Source organism: Stenotrophomonas indicatrix, from assembly GCF_050573115.1.
Lineage (GTDB): Bacteria > Pseudomonadota > Gammaproteobacteria > Xanthomonadales > Xanthomonadaceae > Stenotrophomonas > Stenotrophomonas lactitubi_A.
Genome location: NZ_JBNYZT010000002.1, coordinates 137,758 through 159,147 on the forward strand (window position 1 = coordinate 137,758; position 21,390 = coordinate 159,147).

General features: G+C 65.8%; 25 protein-coding genes and 1 pseudogene. 4 read left to right on the forward strand and 22 right to left on the reverse strand.

What is annotated here, in order from left to right:
- Positions 1 to 2 precede the first annotated feature (2 nt).
- The 22 genes and pseudogenes from ACQ5SA_RS06530 to ACQ5SA_RS06635 all read right to left on the reverse strand — a co-directional run bounded on the left by ACQ5SA_RS06530 (position 3) and on the right by ACQ5SA_RS06635 (position 17,537).
- Positions 3 to 2,456, reverse strand: a complete 2,454-nt coding sequence (locus ACQ5SA_RS06530) for a phage tail tape measure protein (protein WP_499313546.1) — start codon at positions 2,454 to 2,456, stop codon at positions 3 to 5.
- A 120-nt stretch (positions 2,457 to 2,576) separates the two neighbouring features.
- The gene (locus ACQ5SA_RS06535; RefSeq protein WP_089239186.1) at positions 2,577 to 2,867 is read right to left on the reverse strand and encodes a phage tail assembly protein; all 291 of its coding nucleotides are present in this window, start codon (positions 2,865 to 2,867) and stop codon (positions 2,577 to 2,579) included.
- 83 nt (positions 2,868 to 2,950) lie between these two features.
- Entirely contained in the window at positions 2,951 to 3,454 is a 504-nt protein-coding gene (locus ACQ5SA_RS06540) for a phage major tail tube protein (RefSeq protein ID WP_093817501.1), read from the reverse strand.
- 2 nt (positions 3,455 to 3,456) lie between these two features.
- Entirely contained in the window at positions 3,457 to 4,659 is a 1,203-nt protein-coding gene (locus tag ACQ5SA_RS06545; RefSeq protein WP_499313549.1) for a phage tail sheath C-terminal domain-containing protein, read from the reverse strand.
- A gap of 106 nt (positions 4,660 to 4,765) precedes the next feature.
- Positions 4,766 to 5,425, reverse strand: a complete 660-nt coding sequence (locus ACQ5SA_RS06550; protein ID WP_499313551.1) for a hypothetical protein — start codon at positions 5,423 to 5,425, stop codon at positions 4,766 to 4,768.
- 1 nt (position 5,426) lies between these two features.
- Positions 5,427 to 7,397, reverse strand: a complete 1,971-nt coding sequence (locus ACQ5SA_RS06555) for a tail fiber domain-containing protein (protein ID WP_499313553.1) — start codon at positions 7,395 to 7,397, stop codon at positions 5,427 to 5,429.
- A gap of 7 nt (positions 7,398 to 7,404) precedes the next feature.
- Positions 7,405 to 7,953 carry a phage tail protein I gene (locus tag ACQ5SA_RS06560; RefSeq protein ID WP_363731338.1) on the reverse strand — a complete coding sequence of 183 codons (549 nt, stop codon included), beginning with the start codon at positions 7,951 to 7,953 and terminating at the stop codon, positions 7,405 to 7,407.
- 105 nt (positions 7,954 to 8,058) lie between these two features.
- Positions 8,059 to 8,718: pseudogene (locus tag ACQ5SA_RS06565) on the reverse strand (phage head spike fiber domain-containing protein); the annotation flags it as partial.
- Positions 8,699 to 9,595 carry a baseplate assembly protein gene (locus tag ACQ5SA_RS06570; protein ID WP_336025333.1) on the reverse strand — a complete coding sequence of 299 codons (897 nt, stop codon included), beginning with the start codon at positions 9,593 to 9,595 and terminating at the stop codon, positions 8,699 to 8,701. The gene ACQ5SA_RS06570 and the pseudogene ACQ5SA_RS06565, both read right to left, overlap by 20 nt.
- A 2-nt stretch (positions 9,596 to 9,597) precedes the next feature.
- Positions 9,598 to 9,936, reverse strand: a complete 339-nt coding sequence (locus ACQ5SA_RS06575) for a GPW/gp25 family protein (RefSeq protein WP_089239202.1) — start codon at positions 9,934 to 9,936, stop codon at positions 9,598 to 9,600.
- A 52-nt stretch (positions 9,937 to 9,988) separates the two neighbouring features.
- On the reverse strand, positions 9,989 to 10,579 hold the full coding sequence (locus ACQ5SA_RS06580; protein ID WP_312786202.1) for a phage baseplate assembly protein V: 591 nt from the start codon (positions 10,577 to 10,579) through the stop codon (positions 9,989 to 9,991).
- A complete protein-coding gene (locus ACQ5SA_RS06585; protein WP_499313556.1) occupies positions 10,576 to 11,130 on the reverse strand; it encodes a hypothetical protein in 555 nt (184 codons plus the stop codon). Before ACQ5SA_RS06585 ends, ACQ5SA_RS06580 begins: the two co-directional genes overlap by 4 nt.
- Before the next feature lie 119 nt (positions 11,131 to 11,249).
- Entirely contained in the window at positions 11,250 to 11,561 is a 312-nt protein-coding gene (locus ACQ5SA_RS06590) for a hypothetical protein (protein WP_442243907.1), read from the reverse strand.
- A complete protein-coding gene (locus tag ACQ5SA_RS06595) occupies positions 11,503 to 11,877 on the reverse strand; it encodes a hypothetical protein (RefSeq protein ID WP_312786199.1) in 375 nt (124 codons plus the stop codon). The genes ACQ5SA_RS06590 and ACQ5SA_RS06595 overlap by 59 nt, the downstream gene beginning before the upstream one ends.
- Positions 11,877 to 12,362, reverse strand: a complete 486-nt coding sequence (locus tag ACQ5SA_RS06600) for a glycoside hydrolase family 24 protein (RefSeq protein ID WP_223494378.1) — start codon at positions 12,360 to 12,362, stop codon at positions 11,877 to 11,879. The genes ACQ5SA_RS06595 and ACQ5SA_RS06600 overlap by 1 nt, the downstream gene beginning before the upstream one ends.
- Complete coding sequence (locus ACQ5SA_RS06605; RefSeq protein WP_223494379.1) at positions 12,359 to 12,709, reverse strand: hypothetical protein; 351 nt, start codon at positions 12,707 to 12,709, stop codon at positions 12,359 to 12,361. Before ACQ5SA_RS06605 ends, ACQ5SA_RS06600 begins: the two co-directional genes overlap by 4 nt.
- On the reverse strand, positions 12,706 to 13,134 hold the full coding sequence (locus ACQ5SA_RS06610) for a Mor transcription activator family protein (RefSeq protein WP_223494380.1): 429 nt from the start codon (positions 13,132 to 13,134) through the stop codon (positions 12,706 to 12,708). Before ACQ5SA_RS06610 ends, ACQ5SA_RS06605 begins: the two co-directional genes overlap by 4 nt.
- Before the next feature lie 361 nt (positions 13,135 to 13,495).
- Positions 13,496 to 13,879, reverse strand: a complete 384-nt coding sequence (locus ACQ5SA_RS06615; protein WP_223484784.1) for a hypothetical protein — start codon at positions 13,877 to 13,879, stop codon at positions 13,496 to 13,498.
- 168 nt (positions 13,880 to 14,047) lie between these two features.
- Positions 14,048 to 14,584 carry a hypothetical protein gene (locus tag ACQ5SA_RS06620; protein WP_442243905.1) on the reverse strand — a complete coding sequence of 179 codons (537 nt, stop codon included), beginning with the start codon at positions 14,582 to 14,584 and terminating at the stop codon, positions 14,048 to 14,050.
- Positions 14,585 to 14,625: 41 nt separating this feature from the next.
- On the reverse strand, positions 14,626 to 14,853 hold the full coding sequence (locus ACQ5SA_RS06625; protein ID WP_105163551.1) for a hypothetical protein: 228 nt from the start codon (positions 14,851 to 14,853) through the stop codon (positions 14,626 to 14,628).
- 72 nt (positions 14,854 to 14,925) lie between these two features.
- On the reverse strand, positions 14,926 to 15,201 hold the full coding sequence (locus tag ACQ5SA_RS06630; protein WP_499313562.1) for a DUF7696 family protein: 276 nt from the start codon (positions 15,199 to 15,201) through the stop codon (positions 14,926 to 14,928).
- Positions 15,201 to 17,537 carry a VapE domain-containing protein gene (locus tag ACQ5SA_RS06635; protein WP_499313564.1) on the reverse strand — a complete coding sequence of 779 codons (2,337 nt, stop codon included), beginning with the start codon at positions 17,535 to 17,537 and terminating at the stop codon, positions 15,201 to 15,203. The genes ACQ5SA_RS06630 and ACQ5SA_RS06635 overlap by 1 nt, the downstream gene beginning before the upstream one ends.
- A 486-nt stretch (positions 17,538 to 18,023) precedes the next feature.
- Between ACQ5SA_RS06635 and ACQ5SA_RS06640 the strand changes: the two genes are divergently transcribed.
- The 4 genes from ACQ5SA_RS06640 to ACQ5SA_RS06655 all read left to right on the forward strand — a co-directional run bounded on the left by ACQ5SA_RS06640 (position 18,024) and on the right by ACQ5SA_RS06655 (position 21,385).
- Positions 18,024 to 18,248 (forward strand): hypothetical protein, encoded by a 225-nt coding sequence (locus ACQ5SA_RS06640; RefSeq protein WP_089239225.1) that lies wholly within the window; start codon positions 18,024 to 18,026, stop codon positions 18,246 to 18,248.
- Between the two features lie 11 nt (positions 18,249 to 18,259).
- Positions 18,260 to 18,514 (forward strand): hypothetical protein, encoded by a 255-nt coding sequence (locus tag ACQ5SA_RS06645; RefSeq protein WP_230109633.1) that lies wholly within the window; start codon positions 18,260 to 18,262, stop codon positions 18,512 to 18,514.
- A gap of 227 nt (positions 18,515 to 18,741) precedes the next feature.
- Positions 18,742 to 19,128 carry a DUF2946 family protein gene (locus ACQ5SA_RS06650; protein WP_353099616.1) on the forward strand — a complete coding sequence of 129 codons (387 nt, stop codon included), beginning with the start codon at positions 18,742 to 18,744 and terminating at the stop codon, positions 19,126 to 19,128.
- Positions 19,129 to 19,246: 118 nt separating this feature from the next.
- The gene (locus ACQ5SA_RS06655) at positions 19,247 to 21,385 is read left to right on the forward strand and encodes a TonB-dependent receptor (protein WP_499313566.1); all 2,139 of its coding nucleotides are present in this window, start codon (positions 19,247 to 19,249) and stop codon (positions 21,383 to 21,385) included.
- Positions 21,386 to 21,390 lie beyond the last annotated feature (5 nt).

Genomic DNA, 21,390 nt, shown 5'->3' on the forward strand with positions numbered 1-21,390 from the left:
GCTTAGTTCCTGTCTCCCAGAGTGGCGCGGGCCTGCACGGCCTGCTGGTGTTGCAGGGCGTTGGCGGTTCGCCGCGCCAGGGCCTCGCTGGATTCACCCGGTTGCTGGTGGATGGTGATGTTGTTGGTCTGTTGCTGCTGCACGGTGGTGGGTGCACGTGCGGTGGTGGAGGAGGGCATCGGTGGTGCCTGGCGACCTTGCTGCGCGCCTCCCAGGTCTGTCATGCGGCGCTTGAGACCGTCGTTGTCATTGGTGCCGACCGCGTATGCCACGCGCGCCATGTCACCGATGCCACCACCGCCGTTGGCTGCCATGGAGCCGTAGACCGCCTTGCCCATGCTTGCGCGGTCCATGGCGATGCCGGCACCTTCGACGGCCTTGTCCTTGAGGAAGCCCAGACCACCGCCCACCTTCTCCGACACCCAACTGATGCCATCGAGCAACGGCTGCAGCTTGCCCATGATCCAGTCGATGGCCGCGCCTGCCGATGCCATGATCGCGTCCCAGGCACCGCCCAACGTAACGGTGATCCAGCCGGCAGCGATGCCGAGCATTTCACCCAGCCAGACCACGGTCTGCACGACGCCACCGATGACCTGGATGACCATGCGGAAGTTGGTCAGCAACGCTTCGCCCACCAGCGAGCCGATCTCCGCGACGCGTGACAGTTCGTTGCCGGTGTACTGCGCCGGTTCCAGCATCTTCGACAGCCAGTCCCAAGCCTGGCCGATCAGCCCAGCCATGACCTCCCAGGCTGGACGCAGCGGCTCGACGGCGCGCATCAGTTCGCCCATGGCGGCGGTTCCTGCGCCGCTGAGGCCATCCCAGACGCCACCGAGGAAGGCCTTGATCGGCTCCCAGTACTTGCGCACCAGCAGCGCGCCGGCGGTGATGGCGGCGACCGCGATGGCGATGGGGCCACCCCCGATGGCGCCCACGGCGGTGGCGACCACGCGGAAGCCCGACGCCAGGCGCATGGCAGTGGGGCCGAACTGCCCCATCTGCGCCAGCAGGCTGCCGCCGCGGAACAGCTCGAAGGCCTTCTGCACCGCCAGGATCGGGCCCTGCAGGAATGTCCAGGCGTAGCGCACGCCGAGCACAGCGGTACGCATGCCCAGCAGGCCGACCACGACCTGGGTGGTGTTGGCGATCAGCTTGGGGTTTTCCTGCACGAACGACGCAACGCCGTTCAGCAGTTCGGTCAGCTTCAGCGCCGCTTCGCCCACCGCCGGCAGCAGCGCGGCACCGAAGGCCTTGGACAGGTTGTCCACGGCGATCTTCGCGCCCTCGATCTTTTCCGGATCGGTCTGCAGCTTGGCCGCGAAGCCGCTGTCGGTGGTGCCTGCCGACGTGTTCAGTGCTTTGTCGCGGATGCGGATGTACTCATCCCAGTTCTGGATCATCGGGCGTACGAAGTTCTGCGCCTGTGCATCGCCGAACAGTTTGCCGATCTTCGTCTGGTCGCCGGCGGTGGCCTGGATGATTGCCTGCATCGCCGCGTCGAACGGATTGCCACCGCTGCTCTGTGCTTCGCTGATGATCTTGCGCAGATCCAGTTTGAAGCCCTTCTTGGCGCGGGCCTGCAGGTCGGGCGAGAGGATGCTGGCCATGAAGCGCTGCATGTTGCCGGCCGCTTCGTCCGCACCACCGGCTCCTTGCCGGGCGACGTCCAGCGCTGCGCCCATGGTGGCCGCAGCCGCATTGCCATGCATCTGCAACGACTGGAATGCGCTGCCGAGAACCGGGAGTGCACCGGCCATGTCCTTCAGGCCAAGGCCGCCGTTCTTGCCTGCCACGACCAGCACATCCAGTGCCGACTGCAGGCCGGACGGATTGATCTTCAGCGCCTGCTGCAGACCCGACGCCGCCGCCGTGACGTCGTCGATGCTCTCGCCGGTAGCGGTGGTGGTGCGGCCAATTGCGCCCAGATTGGACTGCGCGGTCTGCGCATCCAGGCCTGCGGCGACCAGCTGGCTGACTGCACGCTGCAGCTCGCCCGCGCCCTGGTGGGTACGGCTGGATTCGGCAAGGATGGTCTGGCCCAGTGCCGCGACCTGCGCACGGGTGAGGTTGGCGGCGTTGCCGATGGCCTGGTTCTCGCGCGCGAAGCCGGCGGCGTTCTCCACCGGTTTGGCCAGCGTGGTGATGGCGCTGCCGAGCATGCCGCGCGCATCGCCGAAGGCCGAGCCCAGCTTCTCGCGCTTCTCCAGATTTGCCGTGCGCTTGTCTTCAATCCGCTGCAGAGCTTCCTGCGAAGCGCGCAATGCATCGGCCTCGGCGCGCATGCGGGCGAACGCGTTGCTCTGCCTGCCCATCACACTCAGCTTGCGCTCGAGCTTGTCGGCTTCATCGCCGAGGCGCTTCAGGCCATCGTTGCTGAAGGACAATGCGTCCTGCAGCGACCGCGAAACCGAGCCGCCGATCGTGATCGTTGTCGTTTGAACGTTACTCGCCATGTACCGGCAATCCCTGTATCCACCAGATGAACTTCGACACCCGCAGCGTCATGATTTCGCGCAGGCCCCAGCCGGTGTGACCGGCCAGGGCGAGCGCTCCCTGCCTGATCTGCGGCAGGGTCAGGTGGTAAAAAGCGCGACGCCGGCCTGCAGGCGGGCGTAGTCGCGCAGCGGCATCTTGCGAACGTCGTCAGGTGCGATCTCGCACAGGTTGGCGATCATGCGCACTTCACGCTGGGCGTCGGTGCCCTTGTCGTCCTGGTAGCGCTCCATGTCTTCCACGGTCGGTTCGCGCATGCGCAGCACGGCAGTGTCCACGCCGTTGACCTGGCGCGGGCGGGAAAGGGTGATTTCGGCATAGCCGTCGCGTTCGATGACGGTATCGGCGCTGGTCTTGGTCTTGCTGGACATGGATGTGTTCCCGGATATCGATGGAGATGCGGTGGATCCGGGGGCGCTGTGCGCCCCCGTGTTCGTTGAAGCGGTGCCGGGGATCAGATGCCCAGTGCGCCGCGGATGCCGGCCAGTGCGTCCACGCCGCCCTGGCGGGCGATCATGTTGGTCACGTCGATCTCCTGCACGACCTGCACGCCATGGGTCAGCTTGTAGTAGCTCAGTGCCAGGGAGACCTTGACCGTGCCCTTCTCGCCGACCTTGGTTTCGCCGCGGTCGAGGGTCTTCACCTTGCCGCGCATGTTGTGCACGACCGAGGTGACCGAGCCATCGTCGGCTTCCAGCGCCTCGCGGGCGGTGAAGCCGTACTCCTTGCTCTCGATGACGTGGAACTTGGACATGATCTCCGCGTCATCGGACGCGAAGGTGACCTCGGCGGTCAGCTTGTCGTGGCCGAGCACGATCTCCGTCGGGGCAAGCATGCCGCCGGCCTGGAAGTCCTCGGTCTTCAGCGACAGCTTGGGGGCAGTGAAGGACATCACGCTGCCGGCAAAGCCCTTTCCGTCGACGTAGAAGTTGAAGTTCTTGCGGATCTTGCGCGCCATGCTTAGAAGATCTCCGAGACGTAGTTGTTGTTCATGTGCATGCGGAAGGTCAGCTGCTCACCCGGGTAGGTCGGGGTGAAGTCGAAGTCCCAGTAGAAGCGGCCCTGGGCCACGCTGTCCGCTGCGTTCAGTTCGGGGTCGATCCAGCAGTTGCCACCGAGGATCGCGCCCTGCGTCTTCAGGCCGCGCAGGAAGGCATTGACGCCCTCGCGCACGTCATCGACGTAGGTCTTGCTGATGCCGCGGTCGACGGCCCACAGGTGGGCAGCCTCCAGGCTGTCGGCGATGATGTCGGCGGTGCGCACCACGCACAGGAACTGCCACTTCGGATCGATGCTGGCGGTGCGGTTGCCCCACAGGCGGAAGCCACCTTCGCGGATGACGGTCGCCACGTTGGCCTGGTTCAGCAGGTTGGCGCGGCTGGTCGCATCGGACAGGCCGAAGTCGATCGCACGTGCCGTACCGACGATGCCATACAGCTCCTGGTTGGACGGCGACGCCCACCAGCCGCGTTCGTTGTCGCTGCGTGCGATGGCGCCGGCCACGGCACCAGAGGCATAGCGGCTGATGATCGCTTCACCCTGCTGCACCAGCACGGCCGGATCGACCACGTAGACACGCTTGGAACCAGTCAGTGCGGTGGTGGTCTTGGCCGCATCGTCGTTGCTGTTCGGGCCATCCTTGATGATGATCGCGCGCAGCTTGTCGGCGATGCCGAGCAGCTCGGCGACGACAGGGTTGGCGAGCACGGTGTCCGGGCTGGCCGGGTCGGCCGGATGCACGTGGGTGAAGCCCGGTGCCACCAGGATGCGCGGCTTCACGCCGACGATGGACTTGGCGGCGAGCAGTGCGTGCACGCCAGAGTACGCGCCGGTTTGTCCGTTCACGCCGCCCAGGACATTGGCCAGGGTGGCACTGTCGGAGGCGCCGCTCTCGACACGGATCACGACCACGACCGCCGACGACTGGTCGAAGATCGCGTCCAGTGCGCCCGGCAGGGTGCCGGCTTCGGTGCCGGCCTTGGTCGACAGCTTGGCCGCCTGCGACGGCGAGGTCACCAGGACGGGAGTGTTGATGGGGAATGCGTCGGCGTCAGCCAGCGGTGCGGTGCCGACGATACCGATCACGCTGGTGGAGGCGACGGCGATCGAGCGGGCACCGGTGTCGATGTTGACGACCTGTACGCCATGGAGAAATTCGGTCATTCGGAGAGGTTCCTCGGTGTGGTGGTGTGCCTGCAGATGCAGGCGACGTGTATATCTTCGGAAAAGGCGACGGCGGCGATAATTGCAGCCGTGGCCCGGTGATCGATCAGACCCAGCCGGAGGCGCTGACGCTGGCGCTGAAGGTGGAAACCTGCACATTGCCGCCGGCACGACGCAGGTGAACGTTGATGCTGGTGGAGGCACTTTCAAAGCTGGTGGACCTGGCGGGCACGCTGATGGACACGCCTGCCGATTGCGTCGATGCCAGCGAAGCAAACGACGGTGCGCTGTTGCTGAAGTACGCCGCGCCTTGGTTGCTCACACTGAACTGCACGTCGTACTCGGAGGCGTTGCCGCCTGCGGGAAGCCAACGACCGGAGGCAACGACCGTGTTGCTGTTGTTGCCACCACCGGCGACGCCCCGGCGGATGCTGTAGCTGCCATCGGACAGCATGTCGATCGAGACCGATGCCGATGCCGATCCGGTCGAGTTGGTCTTGGCGCCGTTGCTTGCCGAATAGCCCTGGCCATGGAACGGCAGGCGATAGCTGGCGCTGCCGCGCGCCGCCCACAGGTTCGATACATCCATGCCGCCGACGCGATAGCCGACGTCGGCACGCTTGCTGCCGTACTGGATGTGGGCGTAGCGGCGGCTGAGGTCGGTGCCGCCCACACGCCGACCGCAATCCTGTGCGACGGGGCCTTCCACGTAGGGATCGAACAGGTCGTCGAAATCGACGCCTGCCGATCGGTATCCGCTGGCCATGTCAGCGCTCCGCCTTCAGCGCACGCACTTCGGCGGCCAGTTCCTGGATGGCCTTGGCCATTACCGGAAGCAGCTGGTCGAGCTTGATCGAGGCGACGCGTTCACCGTTGAACTCGACGCCTTCCAGGTCGACAGCTTCGGGTACCAGTTCGGCGAGCTGCTCGGCGACGAAGAACAGGCGTCGGCGACCGTCGCTGTTGTATTCGGGCTTGTAGTGGCCGGTGGCCAGTTCCATGCGCTCGACGGCGGCCAAGCCATAGGGCACGGGGCCGTCGATAGCCTTCAGTTTGCGGGAGGAGCCGAAGTCGTAGCCACCGCTCGTTATGAGGACTCCGCTGTCGGTCAACGTCAAACGATCGATCCCCTGAGCGGTTGACGACCAAACGCGGAATGCGTTCCCGGCGCAGTAGAGGTGATACTCGATGCCGTTATTTAGACGATCTTGCACCACCAGCGCAGAAGCCCCGCCTGTGGAGCAAATGCCGCCATCTACCGCGAGTGTGCGATATGGGTCGTTGCTGATGTTTGCCTTGCGTGTTGGAGTGCCGCCGTTTGCGTCGTACCCGTAAAGAGACAGCGATGCACTGGATTCCATCGCGAAGGCAAAGCGCTGGATATTGTTGTTCCAGCCAAATCGCAGCGGAACGTTCTGGGTGTTTACCGCTCCGGTGTAGATGCTGAGCGTGCCGGACATGGTGTCCCCGGCTTTGGAGACCTTTGAGCTTGGATTGAAACTATCACTGGTCCAGATAGAGCCGCCCGAGCTAAGGTTGGCGACGAAGGCTCCTTCGCTGTTGCGGAAGCTGAACGCAGGTCCGCTCTTGAATAGATAGCTGTCACCCGAGCCAAAGTAGACAACGCCGTCGGTTGCAACGCTCCCCCAGCCTGAAACGCGTAGGGAATTGTTCTTGACGGAGACAGCACCGGTGAACGTACCGCCCGCCACATCCATCTTCGACTCCGGCGCGAAATTGCCGGCATGCCACATCGCCGAGCCGTTCCAGCGCGGGGTATCGCCGTGCTTGATGGTGATCTCACTGCTGGCCGCGCGATCATTGCTCCATACCCGCCACAGGCCCGCGTTCGCCCAGCCGCCGATGAACGATTGCTCTGCACCCTGGGCGCCAAAGCCCACCAGCGGAAATGTTCCGCCGACAAACTGCTGGTCGGTGAAGCTGTTCGTGCCTTTGGATGCCTTGCCGTCCAAGGCAGACTGCAGCCCGGTAACATCGCCGATGACATGCTTGTGCCCGACCGTAGCGAAGTCACCCGCCAGGGCGAACGCGGACGCGTGCTTGCCGTCCAGGGTGTCAGCGTCCAGGCCATTGCCATGCCCGATGTCCTTCAGCGCGGCACCCTTCAGCTCCAGCGCGGTGCGTGCGGCGATCGTGGTTGCGGCAGACAGCAGCGTCCTGGCCAGTGCGGTGGGTGCGGCAGCGCCAAAGCGCTTGTCGGTGAATGCACGCAGGCCTCGCGGGGTCACCGCGCGCTGGGTGTCGGCAGCGTCTTCTGCTTCGGCATTGGTGGCCAGTTCGACCACACCCAGCACCTCGGTGGTGGCCGGCGGGTAGATGAACTCGGCGTTGCCGAACTGGATCTGCGTGACGTCCACTTCGGTGAAGCGCGCATCCGTGGCCAGCAGCAGCATCGAGGCCGCCGACTTTTCCATGATCGGATCGGTCTGGCCGTAAGTGGCGAACAGCGTGCCATCGGCCAGGTACAGGCCGAAGCCGCGCAGCGAATAGGCGGTGGGGCTGTCATCGCGGATGGTCACGTGCAGCGTGTCATCGCCCACTGCCTGGCCGCCGAAGGTGGCGACGCGTTTGATCTCGCCTGGCAGCGCGGTCAGGCCGGCCGAAGGCGTGAACGCAGTGGACGTCAGGCCGATCTGGGTAATCAGCACGGCATTGGTGCCGGTATTCGGCGGATTGACCAGCTTTGCGAAGCCGGCGTCGGTGATTTTCAAGCGCATGCGGGGTTTACTCTCCGATCAGTTGGATGCGGCGGAAGGCCGTGGCGTGTGCGGCTGCAAGCGCGCCGATTGCTGCGTCGGCCTGCATGCCTTGGGTGAAGGTGAAATGCGAGCGCACCGGCTTGGTGCGGGTGATCTCGCCGATGACGTCGTCGACGAACATCGCGGTGGCCGAGGTGCCGCCCTGGTTGGCAATGGTCATCACCGCTTCGAAGGTGTGCGGCGGTCCCTTCGGTTGCAGCTGCCACCATTCGCGGATCAGCACTGAACCCCCGAACGCTGCGACCACGTCGCGGACGCTGCCGGCCGTGCCTTTGCGACGCTGGATGGCGATGGCCGCACGCACGCGGGCGCGTTTGACCGGTTCGGGCCAGTACGCCTTCCATTCGTCCACCGAGAGCGCCCATGCCAGCCAAGGCAGCAACGCGGCCGGGCAGCGATCGGCGTCCCACAGGGCGGTGATGTCCACCGGCAGCGGGCGGGCAACGATCGCCTGCGACAGTGCACGCTCGGCCTGGGTGGCATTGGGGGGAAGCAGGTTGGCGGCCGTCGGCACGCTTACTCGTGCGTCGCCATCGATCACGGTGCCAGGCGTCGGGACCACCGCGAGTGTGGCTATTGCTCCGGACGACACGTAATCGGTGATCGATGCAGTGCCGGCGGCCGTGGCGATGTAGCTGGTTGCACGCCCGCCGGATTCCGCCTGCGCCCCCCACACATGGATGCGGCTTTCCGGCCCGAGTCCCGTGTTTTCGTTCGCAAGTCGATCGAACACGATGCCCAGGCCGCGGTCGGGATCGCTGGGCGCGGGTGCGTAGCTGAAGGCGTAGCGCTTCCATTCGGTACCCACGGTGACGCGCGTACGACCCGCTGTGATGGTGCGCATGCCCAGGTCGATCACACAGGGTTCACTGGCGCGCATCCAGATACTGATCGTCGATGTAACGCCGTTCGTATACGCGGCGCCATCGGCGTCTGCCAAGCCAGTGAAGTTCTGGTTCGGGCCGCCATTGGCGTCAGACACCGGGAACGAGAACGCTGTGTGGCTTCCATCAGGCGCAAGCTCGCCGCCGCTCAGATGTGCAGGTTTGGTGTAGAAGCCCAACCAAGTGGAGGCGGCGAAGTTCTGCGAGTTGCGCTGCAGGTTACGGCGTGGTCGACTGGAGAGAGGTTGGCGTCCCTGCCAGTCGGTGCGATATACCGCCTGCACCGTTGCCAGCATGCCGCCGGGATGGCGGAATACCTGGTTCTTCCCATCAACCGCGCCACGCAGACGCGCATTGACCAGGCGCGTGGTGACCTCACTCATCGTTGCCACCATGCGCCAGCGTGACGGCGGTGCAGTACGTGGCCTGGGTGCGGTCCACCACCACGTCCGCAGCGGGGCTGTCGATCACCACGCGTTGTACGCCTTCGGCATGCAATGCTGCGAACAACCCGGAGCGGGTCACGTCCCGGCCGAGCCGATGCGATTCGACGATGTAGCGGTCCAGGCGCGTGCGCGCTTCGGCCAGCACGACCTGCGAGTCGGGTCCAGCGAAGGTGTACAGCGTAGCGGCGACAGCGTACTTGATGATTGTCGCCGGTTTTACCAGCACGTGATCGGTCAACGGGCGCACGTCATCCGCGCTCAGCTTCGCCTCCACCACGTCGAGCAAGCCCTGGGTGGCGGTGCCGTCGGCTTCACGCGACAGCACCGACACCACTACTTCACCAGGCGTGCTGCTGGTAGCGCTGGCGTCCAGCACGCGCGGATCCGCGCTCAGCGCATGGAACACATAGGCACCTTCCGGTCCTGCCACGCTGAAGCCTTCCGGTCCGAGCTGGATGCGGCGACGGAAGTCCTCGTCGTTCTCGTAGCGGGGAAGGATGCCTTCCTGTGGCTTGCCCGGATCGAGCACCAGGCGTGTGATGCCGAAGATTGCCGCCAGCTGATCCAGATCGCTGCCCACCGCATAGGCGAGCATGACACCGCGCGCGGCATCGTTGACGCGCTGGCGGTCGAGCAGGCGCAGGTAGGTGCAGACTTCGAGGATCTTGAAGGCGGGGTCCGACGGCAGCAGCGCGTCGAACGTGGGGTCCAGGGCCTGCAATGCCGTCAGCGACTCATCGAACATGGCTTCGAAATCGAGCACTTCGATGACCGCCGGGGCTGGCAGCTGGGAGAGATTGACACTGGTGAACGAGCCGGATGCCACGGTTAGCGAACCTCGATTCCTTCGATGGTGATGGCCTCGCCATCGGGCAGGTGGATCCCGGTCACTGCCAGGATCATCACGCCGGGGGCGGGGAGGGAGACGTCGACGTTCTCGACGTGGAGACGCGGTTCCCATCGCGCGAGTGCGTCGACGGTGGCCGCGATCAGGTCCATGCGCAGGGAGCGGTTGGTCGGCGCATCGATCAGTTCGAAGATGCGCGAGCCGTACTCGCGGCGCAGGACGCGGGAGCCAAGGGGTGTGGTGAGAACGTCACGCACGGACTGGTGCAGATGGGCCAGCCCATCCAGGGATTTGCCGGTGTTGGCGTCGATTCCTCGCATGGTCTCTATCGTCGTGGAGTACGGGTTTTCAGGGCATTGCAGCGATGGCCCATCACGGCTGTGCAGGCGTGGTGGGGGCAGTCGGGCCCTGGGCGGTGTGTTTGTGTGACTTCAGGCTGATGGCGCCGGCTTTGACGTCGGCCGATGTGCTGATGTCCTTGCCCGCTGTGATCGCACCGGTGACGTCCAGATCACCGGTGGCCTTGAGCGCCGGCGTGTCGAGCAACACCGATTCGCTGGCATGCACTTCTGCGTTTGCGCAGTTGACGATGACCTTGCCGCTGCCAACGGTGATGGTCAGCGTGGTGGTTTCGCGGTCGTACTCGATGAGGCTGCCGTCGGCGTACTGCGTGCGCTGCAGCTGGCGTGTGTCGGCCGGTGCGGGAAAGCGATCCTGGTACAGGCTGCCGAGCACCAGGGCCTGGCCGGGGTCGCCATACGGGCATGCCAGCACCACCTGTTCGCCGGGCTCCGGTGCGCACCAGCTGCGCACGCCTGGTCCCGCACGGCGTTCCAGCCAGGGAATCCAATCGGTGAGCATGCCGTCAGCATCGACGCGCACGCGGCCGCCTGCTTCATCAAGTTCGCGCACGACGCCGATCATCAACAGGTTGCCGATCAGCCGGGCGTGTTCGGCGCTCATGGCGTGTCCTCCGCGAGTGGCTGGTAGCGCCGCTCATGGGCCCGGCCGATCTCCGGTGCGAAGCTGTAGGACGCGTGCGGTACCACGCCATCGCCGTCCTCCCAGGCATTGCCGCCCAGCGCGATGGGCACTGACCATTCCACGATCCACGTGCGCAGGTCGGGCTGCGCCGCTGCGGCATCCTCGGGAAGCGCTGCGATTACCTCGATCGCGCCACTGGGCGCACCCGGAAAGCGGCCGAGCTGATGCAGCCAGGTGGCGAGGTTTACAGCGATCCGGCGCAGCTGCAGGGCAGAATCGGCTGCCGCGGACTGCACGGAGATGCGTGCTTCAAAGCGCAGCACGGCCTGCAGTTGGCCGCTGCCATCATCGCTGTCCTTGCCGCGATCACAGCGGGTCATCGCCAGCAGGCAGGCGGGCGTGGGTGGCGCACCACTGTTGGCGTCGCGATAGAACTCGACGGTGGCGAAGTCCGCAAAGTGTGTTCGGATCGCCGCTTCGATGGCGGCGTGCAGCGCGTCGAAGGTGGAGGAAGGGGTATCGGTTGCCATGTCAGCTCATGCGATGAATGGAAGGAAGAACGCGACTGGTCGCAGCACGCGCTTTCTGCAAGCAGTGTTGCCATTGCCCGGGGCGCGGGACATTGCACGCGTGGCCGTGACTGGCCCGCTCAGTGCTCGTGTGGGCCGCGATGTCTGGTGTTGCCCGCGGGGATGCAACCGGCAGGCGTCAGCGGTGCTGCACCATTGATGGTGAAGCCGTGCTGGCTGCCGAGGCTGCACAGCAGGGCGCGCATCTGGTCGGCCAGTTCGTGGTACTGGCGCGCCACGGCAACGTGGTTGCGCAGCAGCGCGTCGTCGTCGGCAGCCTGCAGATCGGGCAGATCCAGCGGCGCGCGCAGTTGTGCCGGTGCGATGCTGAGATCAGGGACGAAGAGGGTGGCCGGCGTTGGCTTCGCGCCAGATGCGCACGAACTCAGCATCAGCATCGCCGCGGTCGCGGCCAGGGTTCTTGGCATGGGTGTCGATGTCCTGTTGCAGGGTGGTGAACTGCTGGGTGCGCACGGACTGCAAGGCCAAGTGCTGTGATTCAGCCTGTGCACCGGCCTGTGCGTTGGTCTGGTCCTGCTGGCGCGCGACGAGCGCGGTGTCGGCACGACCGGTCTCCTGCGCGGCCTGTAAGCGCATGGCGGCGAGATCCGCGTTGCGGTCGCGGATCTCCCAGCCCAGCCAGGCGCAGCACGCGTGGCTGGCAACCAGGCCCAGCAGCACGATGCGCAGCCTCAGCGGTATCGGCATCACTGCAGGAGCCCGCCAGCGGCGCGATAGGAGGCGCGCAGCGTTTCCAGCGCATGCTCCTTCTGCCCGTAGCCGGCGCCCGGCAGCGACGCCCAGATGCGCCGGGCGGCGGCGACAGCAGCATCGAATCGGCCCAGGCGGATCAGATCGTAGGCACCGCACTGCTTGAGCAGCGCTACCGCGGCGCGGTCCTGCGATACCGGGCCGAAGTCCGGCAGGTCCAGGCGTGCACGCAGGTCGTCCCAGGTACTGCGCAGGAACTGGTAGCGGCCGGCGGCGCTGGACTTGATGCCGTAGCGGGGCAGCGACACCAGTACGCGTGGATGGTCGCGATGGTCGTTGAACAGCTGGCCGCCGACGATCACGTCGTAGCCACGATTGCGGGAGCGCTGGCCGGGAATGTCGGTGCCTTCGGATACGGCCAGCATGTCCAGGAACGCGGCCACGTTGGCGCCGCCGAGGGCGCTCGCTGCGGCGGCGGTCATGCGGCTGCTCCCGACCGTTTACGCACCAGGTCCAGCAGCGCATCGATCTGCACGCTCTGCTGGGCGATCTGTGCGCGCAGGGCGCTGACTTCACCACGCAGCTGGCCGATCTCCTGGGCCATGGCTTCGCGCTCGTGCATCAGCCCATCTGCGCGTGTGCGTTCCGCGGCCAGCTGTTCCTGCAGGGTGCGCAGGGTGTTGCTGGTGGCTTCATCGGCGGTGCGGTCGACCTTGGCCGACGACAACCATTGCCGCAGCCACAATGAGACTGCAATCAATACCCCGGACGTGCCGCCCAGGTACTTGGCCCAGTCCGGCACGCCGGCCAGCAGCTCGCTCTCGTTCATGCGCGTGCGTATCCCTTCAGCAGTGCAGGATGGACGGCCGGGACCGGGGTGGAGCGGGCACCGCGCACGGCGCGCTTGATGGTGGTCTGCGATACACCGAACTCCTGCGCGACGTGCTCGCGGGGCATGCCGCTGGCTACCGCCCGGGCGATCTGCTCGCGGCGCTCATGTGCACTGGCGGCGAAGCAGGACGCCAGGAACAGCAATTCACCGCCGAAGTGCGCGACCAGGCGCTGGGCCATCTCCAGGCCAAGAATGTCGATCAGTCGATGCTGATCGGGCAGGGTGGAGGGTACGTAGACGATGACGCGGTGGCGTCCGGTGGTGCTGGAGGTGGTCGGCGGCCATGCACGCACCAGCGTGAGGGCTGCGGATTCGCCGATGACCTCGGCAAGGGTCTGGATGCTGTCGGGCAGGGCGTTCATGGCAAGGTTGGTCAGTGGCATTGGTATCCACTGTTGCCATCCCGTCGATCACGTCAACACCTTTCATCTACTTGCGGCACTTGCGACTGAAGGCATTCAGATGCGTGCGCGAGGACCGGCGAGTACCTGCATGCGCAGGTTTGCGATGCGGCCCTGTCATGCCATCCGGCCTTGCCTGTGGTTTCGCTGGTTCTCCCGTACTCCTTGTCCTCACCTGCTGGAAACGGAGACAGGGCAATAGGGGACGGCAGGTACAAGGTGAGGACGGCCACGGTGTTGATGCTCTTGCCGGGGGCTTGGGTGCCTGAAACGAAAAAGCCCCGGACGATGCCGGGGCTTCAGGACTGCAGGTGGTGCTGGGTCAAAGGTCGAACACCAGGTTGCCGCCGGTCTTGCGCGGAATGTAGCCGGCATCACGCAGCCAGCGGGCTGCATTGACCTGGTCCATGCGCTTGACCGGGAAACGGTTGGCGAACATCAGGAAGCGCGCCACGGTGATCGACTCGCCCTTGCCCTTGAGCGCGGCCAGCGTCTCGATGAACCACGGAGCGGGGGGCTGCTGGTTGCCGGGGCGGGCGGTGGTACGTGCCTGCTTGGCGGCAGTAGCCTCGGGCTGGGCGCTGGCCAGCGAGCACAGCGAAATGAAGATCGCATCCAGACTCACGATGTCCTTGCCACCCTTGGGCTGCGACTTGAACAACGCGATGGCCTTCTGGCGCGTCGACGTGAACTGTTCGACCTCCATGACATTTCCTCTTTGCGAAAGCGGTTGGGGATGCAGGGTGACGGCAGGTGCCGTCATTGATGGGGGACGACCTTACATCATTTTCGCCGATGATGGGCCGGAACCTGCTTTATGGATGAAGAAAGCAACGGACCGGCCCGTCGCACGGCGGCGGTTCCGGCAGGCCGTTCAGATCACGCCACGGCACATCAACTGGTCCAGTGCCGTGCGCACCAGATCGGCCGCGCTGCGGTCGTTGTGCAGCTCGAAATCGATCAGCGCGGCGGGCAGCGGCTGGCCGCTGGCATGCAGGTCCACGCTGTCGTGGCCGGGGCGGGTGATGCGGATCACAACGCCGCCCTGGCGGCGGATGGCGCGGGCCTCGTCGGCGGAATGGACATCGGGAACCAGACCGCCTTCGGGCAGGCGCGAGAACAACGAGCGCACCCACAGCTCCGGATGGACATGCTCGCGACGACATCCGGCGCTGGCACTTGGCCGCGCCGGGGCCGCAAAGGTGTCGCAGCGCAGGGCCAGCGCGGAGGCCAGGCCGTTGGCGAGGGTGTCCTTGCCCACGCCCTTGCCACCGGCGATGCCGATGTAGAGCGGTGGCCGCGTCAACGGGGCGGATCGCAGCGGCACGCTGCCAAAGGCGGAACCGCAGCGGAATGCGGCCAGCGTGTCGGCGATCATGCGCTGGCTGCTGTCGAGCGAGGCGGGGATCATGCGGTAAGTACTCCTTGGGGAATGCGCAGGCGCGGCGGCAGTCAGCAATCGCTGCCGGTGGTGCTGCGGGCGCGCAGGATGCGCTGGGTGATGCGGCCGCCGCGTGCTGCGGCGGCGATCGGGTCGAAGCACAGCATGGCCGTGGACGTGCGGCGGCCGGCGGCGAGGTGGTCGCGGATGGTCCGTTGCGATAGAACCGGTACGCGTTGATGGATCTGCTGCACGGTCAGCTGTTCGCCTTCGAAGGCGTGCAGGCGGGCGCGAGGCATGGCTGGGCTCCTGGAAGGTGGCGTGGCCGTTACCCATATCTTGCCTTTGTAGCCCCTTCCAGTCAACACCTTTCATCTACTGTCATCCATTGCCGGGGGCACGGGGGCCGCTGCGTCCCATATCCGCAGCGCAGCCGTTGCCAGCCGATCGCGCTCGGCAAGACCACGTGCTGCCTGCACGCCCTGAAGGTACTGCTGGCGGTGCCGGCGAGGCCCTATCTTCATCCTGCGTCCGCGCGCATCGATGCGGTGGTAGCCGTCCAGCCCCAGCAGGTGTCGTGCCTCGCAGTCCAGGCGCCAGTCGGCGCTGCTGTTGCCGACATCACGTCCGTCGTGGGTCCGGGGCATCAGAACGGTCCGGCGGCGTGCTCGGCAACGCTGCGGCTGCGCGGTGGCATCAGCCACACTTTCGCCCGTTCCTTGCCGATCAGCCTGGTGCGTACGTCATGGCGCTTGACCACGTAGGCTGCCGCCTCGTTGACGTCCCGGCGGTTGGGCTTGTCGATGCCCACGGCAATGGCGATCTCGGTGGCGCGATAAGGCACGCTCCGCTGCTCGGCAGGCAGCGACCAGTCGAAGTGACGGTCGATCAGCTCGGCGATCGGCGAGATCGGTTCGTGTTCGCTGTTGGTGGCGTTCAGCGCGTCCAGCTCATCACTCGCCAGATGCCAGGTTTCGCCGTTGCAATAGAGCGCATGCGCTTCGGCCCAGACCTGCTGCATGTCGATCCGGGCAGGCTCGCCCAGCGCCACTGCGTGCACGGTCCACCAGCGCGTATTGCCGGTGGCATCGCGCAGGAAGCGTTCATCGTTGACACTGGCAAACAGGATCGTGCGCCGCGCATAGCGTGACTCGGTGCGCGCGTAGGGCCGCCGGATTTCATCATGGCTGCGGGAGATGAATGACTTCAAGGCGGCGATATCGGTGCGGCGGAACGTGGCATCTACCTCGCCCAGCTCGACGATCCACTTGGAGATGACCTGCTTGACGCTGTCCTTGTTGGCGGGGTCGAGCACCACGCCGTCGGCGATCAGCTGCAGCTCGGCCGGTGCCAGCTGCCGCGCCCAGCGCGTCTTGCCCAGGTTCTGCTTCGACACGAAGGTCAGTACGCCGCGGGCGACCACGCCATCAGGCTCGAATGCGGCAGCAACGCCGGAGATCAACCAGCGCCGCATCAGGATCTCCTTCAGGACGCGGCCGTCGGCCAGGCGTGTGGGCTGGGCTTCCTGCACCGTATCGAAGAACGCCTGCAGGCGTGACTGTCCATCCCACGGCTGCGAGGTGATCCAGCTGGCGACCGGGTTGTATGGATTGGCTTCGGCCACCTGGCACAGGTTGGTTTCGAAGCTGGCAATGGCCATGCCGGCGCGGTGCATGCAGTCCATCACTTCGCCGGCGGCGACCTCCTTGGCGTTGTCCACCGTCGTCTGCAAGCCGGGGACGAGGATTTCCAGATCCTTGCGAATGACGTTGTAGCGCACGATCACACCGGTGCGTCGGCACAGTTCGGCCAGATTGCGTGCGGTCGGCAACGGCCTGCCACGTGCACTGCAGTCGGGGAACGGGGTGAAGGTATCGAAGGCGGAGAGATTGCCGGGCACCAGATAGCGCGCGGCGGCCGTTGCCGGTGCGTCATGCTCCGTGGCGGCGTCATCCGCGCTGGCGGCAGGGGCGGGCAACAGCTGCGCACGCAGTACCTCCAACCCTTCGCGCAGATGCAGGTCGTTGAAGTCGGTGGGGCGGTCATCCTGGTCGTGCAGAACCGCGAACTCCGGCCATACCACGCGTGCGTCGATGTCCGCCGCAGCATGCGTTGCCTGGGTGACGCCCGGGTTGTCCAGCGGTTGCCGGGTCCATTGGTCGTTGTCGGCACAGATCACGAAGCTGGCGTCGGGAACTGCGGTGCGCCAGGCACGGGCGACCGACGCCAGGTTGCCAGCATCCCAGGCCACCACCACGCACCAGCCGGTCGCCTGGTGGATGGATTCCGCCGTTGCATAGCCCTCGGCGATGGCGATGGGCTGGCTGGCCTGCGGCTTGCCGATGACATGGAAGCAGCCTTGTTTGCGGCCGCCGGCCAGGAAGTCCTTGTCGCGCCCGAGTGCCAGGTCCATGCGCGGAAAGATCGCCTGCAGCGAGACGATCCGGCCTGCTGCATTCATTACCGGTACCAGCAGCGCGTTGTCGATGTGGCGGAACACCAGGCCTTCGCTGTTGCGTACCGGCCACGCCGCTACGCGCAGTCCATGGGCCTGGATGCCCTTGCGTACAAGATACGGGTGGCTGGCATCGGCAGGCACGGCACGGTTCCACAGCACGTTTGCCGCCTTCGCCGCCGCGTCCTCGCGCTCGCGTTGCTGTCTTTCCCGCTCTGCGCGGGCGGTGTCCTGGCGCTGTCGGATCGCGCGCTGCTCGGTCGCGGTCAACGCGGTTGGCGACTTCGCGCACCACCCATGGCGCAGACCCGTGCGCCAGCTGCCGAACTCGCCGGCAGGCACGTTGTCGCCGAACAGCACAGCCCAGCCGTTGCGGGTGCCGCGGCGATCCCCCTCGACATGGAAGCGCACCAGCGTGCCGTCCGCATTGAGTGCATCACGACCACGCGCATCAGGCACGATGCCGTGTGCGTGCATGGCCTGCAGGAATGCTGGAACGATGTCCTGCACTGGGTGCGGTGTATGCATTCGGCGGGGCCCCCTTGAAGCATAGTTCGGTTCACAGCGGCCGGTTGCGGCCAGCGTGCTGTGTGCTGCCCGCTGTACGCGGGACATGCGGCGGCTGCCCGACGCAAAGTGGTCAGTGGTGATGGAAGGTGGTGACGTAATCATGGTGTCGGAATGGGTTCGTTTTTGCAACACCTTTTGACACCTTGCATCCCTGGTCGCGCTGCGCGTCTTTGTCCGTGGGCGATCTGCGATGACAGTCGCAGATCGCCTTCATCGCGACGATGCGTCGCAGCCTGCGAGAACCCGTTTTCCGATGATGCCAATGCCGTTCGACACGGCCCTTCGCCCTCTCTTATTGCCCCGCCAGGGCACCCTGCACAAGGAGTCCGCATGTCTGAAAACGAACCCGATGAAGTACGCCTGTCCGATGCCGCGCATATACCGCGCAAGACCGTCGCGGCGTTCTCAATCGGTGCGACCACCCCTGGATAAAATACGACTGGCATGACGGACACCATCGACGAAGCGCAGGAACTGGAAGCGCGCCACCTGCAACGCGCCTTGGCCCAGCACGCAGTGCGGGCCAGCAACGTTGCCCCTCTCACACCCACTGGGGAGTGCCACAACCCGGACTGCAGCGAAGACTTTGAGAACGATCCGGCCAGGCTGTTCTGTGGGCCTGCCTGCGCCGAGCGTTTCGAAGCCATCCATCAACACCGCAACGCATAGGAACAGGGGACATGTCTCTGAACAGCAACGACGCTGGCTTCACCGAACGCATCGCCGGGGTATCGGCCGAGCTCGCCTTACTGATGAGCCTGGTGGAGCACCACATCCATCTGCAGTTGGCCGACCTGGCTGACTCCGGTGATGTGGACGCGCAGGAGCGGTTCGCGGTGGCCGATCCGGAGCGCTGGTTGGAGAACGCCCGCAACAGCCTGCAGGCGGGCGTCATGTTCCTGGAACGCGCTGTGCAGCAGCCGGCGCGGTTCTAGCGTTGCCGCCAGGGGACGGAAGGGGCCGGTCACACCGGGCGCCCTTCCGCCCCCCCGGCGGATATCGGCGTATGTCGTGGCTCACCACGGAGGCGCCCTGCGTCACGATGTCGCAGGGCCGCACCAGCAACCCTGGACGTGGTCCAAGGTTGGCCTCAGCCCCGTAGAATGGCCGCGTGCGCCGCTCTGCTCTCCACCGCCGGTTCCAGTCCTTGGCATGGCTTGCCATGCTGCTGGTGCTGCTTGCCCCGCTGGTGAGCCGCTGGCTGGCGCATGCGCACGTTGCTGTTGCTGCACCGGTGGCGGTCATGGACCACACCCTGCACGCACAGCACGCGATGGAAGGGCACCATGACCACCACGCGATGGCAATGCAGCATGGCGAAGCGGCGCCGAAGCCGCCGGCCGATCCACATGCCGATCACGAGATGGGCGTGGACTGCGACTACTGTCTGATTGCCGCACGACTGATCACCCTGCTGGTGGCGGCGCTGCTGTTGATGATGCCGCTGGCACCGGTGTGCCGCGCGCTGCGCGGTGCGGTGCAGACGTTGCCGCAGCCGATCTGCGGCACGTTGGGCGCGCGTGGGCCACCGGTGCTGCTGGCCGTCTGAGCGCTTCGCGCACGCGCTGATTGATTTTCCCGGGTTGCCAGGCGTGGCCTGGCACTACCGCGTGCGCCATTCTTTCTGCTGCCTCGCAGTGCGGGGCGGCCTTGCATGCCGTGAACACATGAAAACCACCCCCAACTTCGCCCCGCTGCGCTGGGCGACGCTGCCTGCGTTGTGCGCGTCCTTCCTGCAGGCGACGCCTGCGCTTGCTGCAGATGCCGTGCCGCCGACCACTCTGGACACCGTCCACGTGGTGGATACCCGCAGCGGTGCGCTGTCCTCCACCGCCAGCACCGGCTCGGCCCTCGGCCTGAGCGTGCTGCAGACCCCGGCCAGCCTGACCGTGATTTCGCGCGTGCAACTGGAGCAGCGCGGTGATTCCAATCTCAACGACGCGATCACCCGCGCCGGCGCGATCAGTGCACTTCCCCATCCGGGCAACGGCCTGAGTGCGCTGTCCAGCCGTGGCTTTACCGATGGCGCCTCGGTGATGCGCCTGTACGACGGCCTGCGCCAGTACGGCGGCGTGGGCATCACCTTTCCGTTCGATACCTGGTCGATCGAGCGCATCGAGGTGCTGCGTGGACCGGCCTCGGTCATCCATGGTGATGGCGCCATCGGCGGCGTGGTCAACATCGTGCCGAAAAAACCTTCGCGCGGTGCCATCGAGAACGAGGTCAGCGTTACCCTGGGCAGCGAAGATACCGCGCGACTCGGATTCGGCAGTGGCGGTGCGCTCATGCCGGCGCTGGCTTACCGCGTGGACGTCAGCGGCAACTACAGCAGCGGGTGGGTCGACCGCGGCCACAACGGCGATGCTACGTTTTCCGGTGCGCTGCTGTGGCAGCCACGCGCGGATCTGCAGTTGACGCTGACCCATGCGCAGGGCTACCAGAAGCCGATGCGCTACTTCGGTACGCCGTTGATCGATGGCAGACAGCTGGGTGCACTGCGCCACGAGAACTACAACGTGGCCGACAGCGTGATCCGCTTCCGCGACCGCTGGTCCCAGCTCGATGCACTGTGGACGCCGAACGAGAACGTGGAGTGGCGCACGCGCGTCTACCAGATCGACAGCCAGCGCGACTGGCGCAACGCCGAGGCCTATGTCTACAACGATCGCACCGGCCTGATCAATCGTTCCGGCAACACCCAGATCACCCACAACCAGGACCAGACCGGACTGACCTCCACGCTGCGCCTGCAGGGAAATGCGGGTGGTCTGCCCAATAGTTTTGCCATTGGCTTCGATGCCAACCGTGCGCATTTCAAGCACACCAACAACACCTATGCGGGCAGCTCGGGGCCGGTGGATCCCTTCAACCCGGTGCCCGGCGGGTTCGTCAGCGATGCACCCAACCTGCCGCGCTACCGCAACAGCGCCGAGCAGATCGCGCTGTTCGTGGAAGATCGGCTGGAACTGGGCGAGCGTTGGTCGGTGCTTGCTGGCGTGCGCCACGATCGTGCCACGATCGACCGCAACGACCTGGTCAGCGGCCAGCGTGCGTTCTCGAAGACCTACAACAGCACCGGCTGGCGAGCGGGCACGGTGTTCGCGGTACAACCGTCGATGACCCTCTATGCGCAGTACTCGCAGGCGGCAGACCCGGTCAGTGGGCTGTTGATGATCAGCCCGGCCAACGGCGTGTTCGATCTGGCCAAGGGCAAGCAGGTCGAGATCGGCATGAAGCAGGCCTTCGATGGGGGCGAATGGACGCTGGCGGCCTATCGCATCCGCAAGACCGGGCTGCTCAGCCGTGACCCGTTGCAACCGGACCGTCGCGTGCAGGTGGGTGCACAGACCTCGAAGGGAATCGAAGCCTCGTTGAACTGGGCCTTCGCGCCGCAGTGGTCGCTGGATGCCAACGCGACCGTGCTCAAGGCCGAGTTCGAGGATTTCCTGGAAGCCACCGGCACGCCGGCGGTGATCGTCTCGCGTGATGGCAACGTACCGCCGAACGTGGCCGAGCGCTTGGCCAACGTCTGGTTGAGCTGGCAGTTCCTGCCCGACTGGAGCGTGGCCAGTGGCGTGCGCTACGTGGGCAAACGCTATGCCGACAACGCCAACACGCTGCAGCTGCCGGGCTACACCACCACCGATCTGGCCCTGACCTGGCAGGCCGCGCCGCGTACACGGGTCACCGCGCGCGTGTTCAACGTGTTCGACAAGGCGTACTACGCCACCGCGTACTACACCAGCACGCAATGGCTGCTGGGCGCCGACCGGCGCGTCGAGTTCACCCTCGACCATCGCTTCTGAGGACG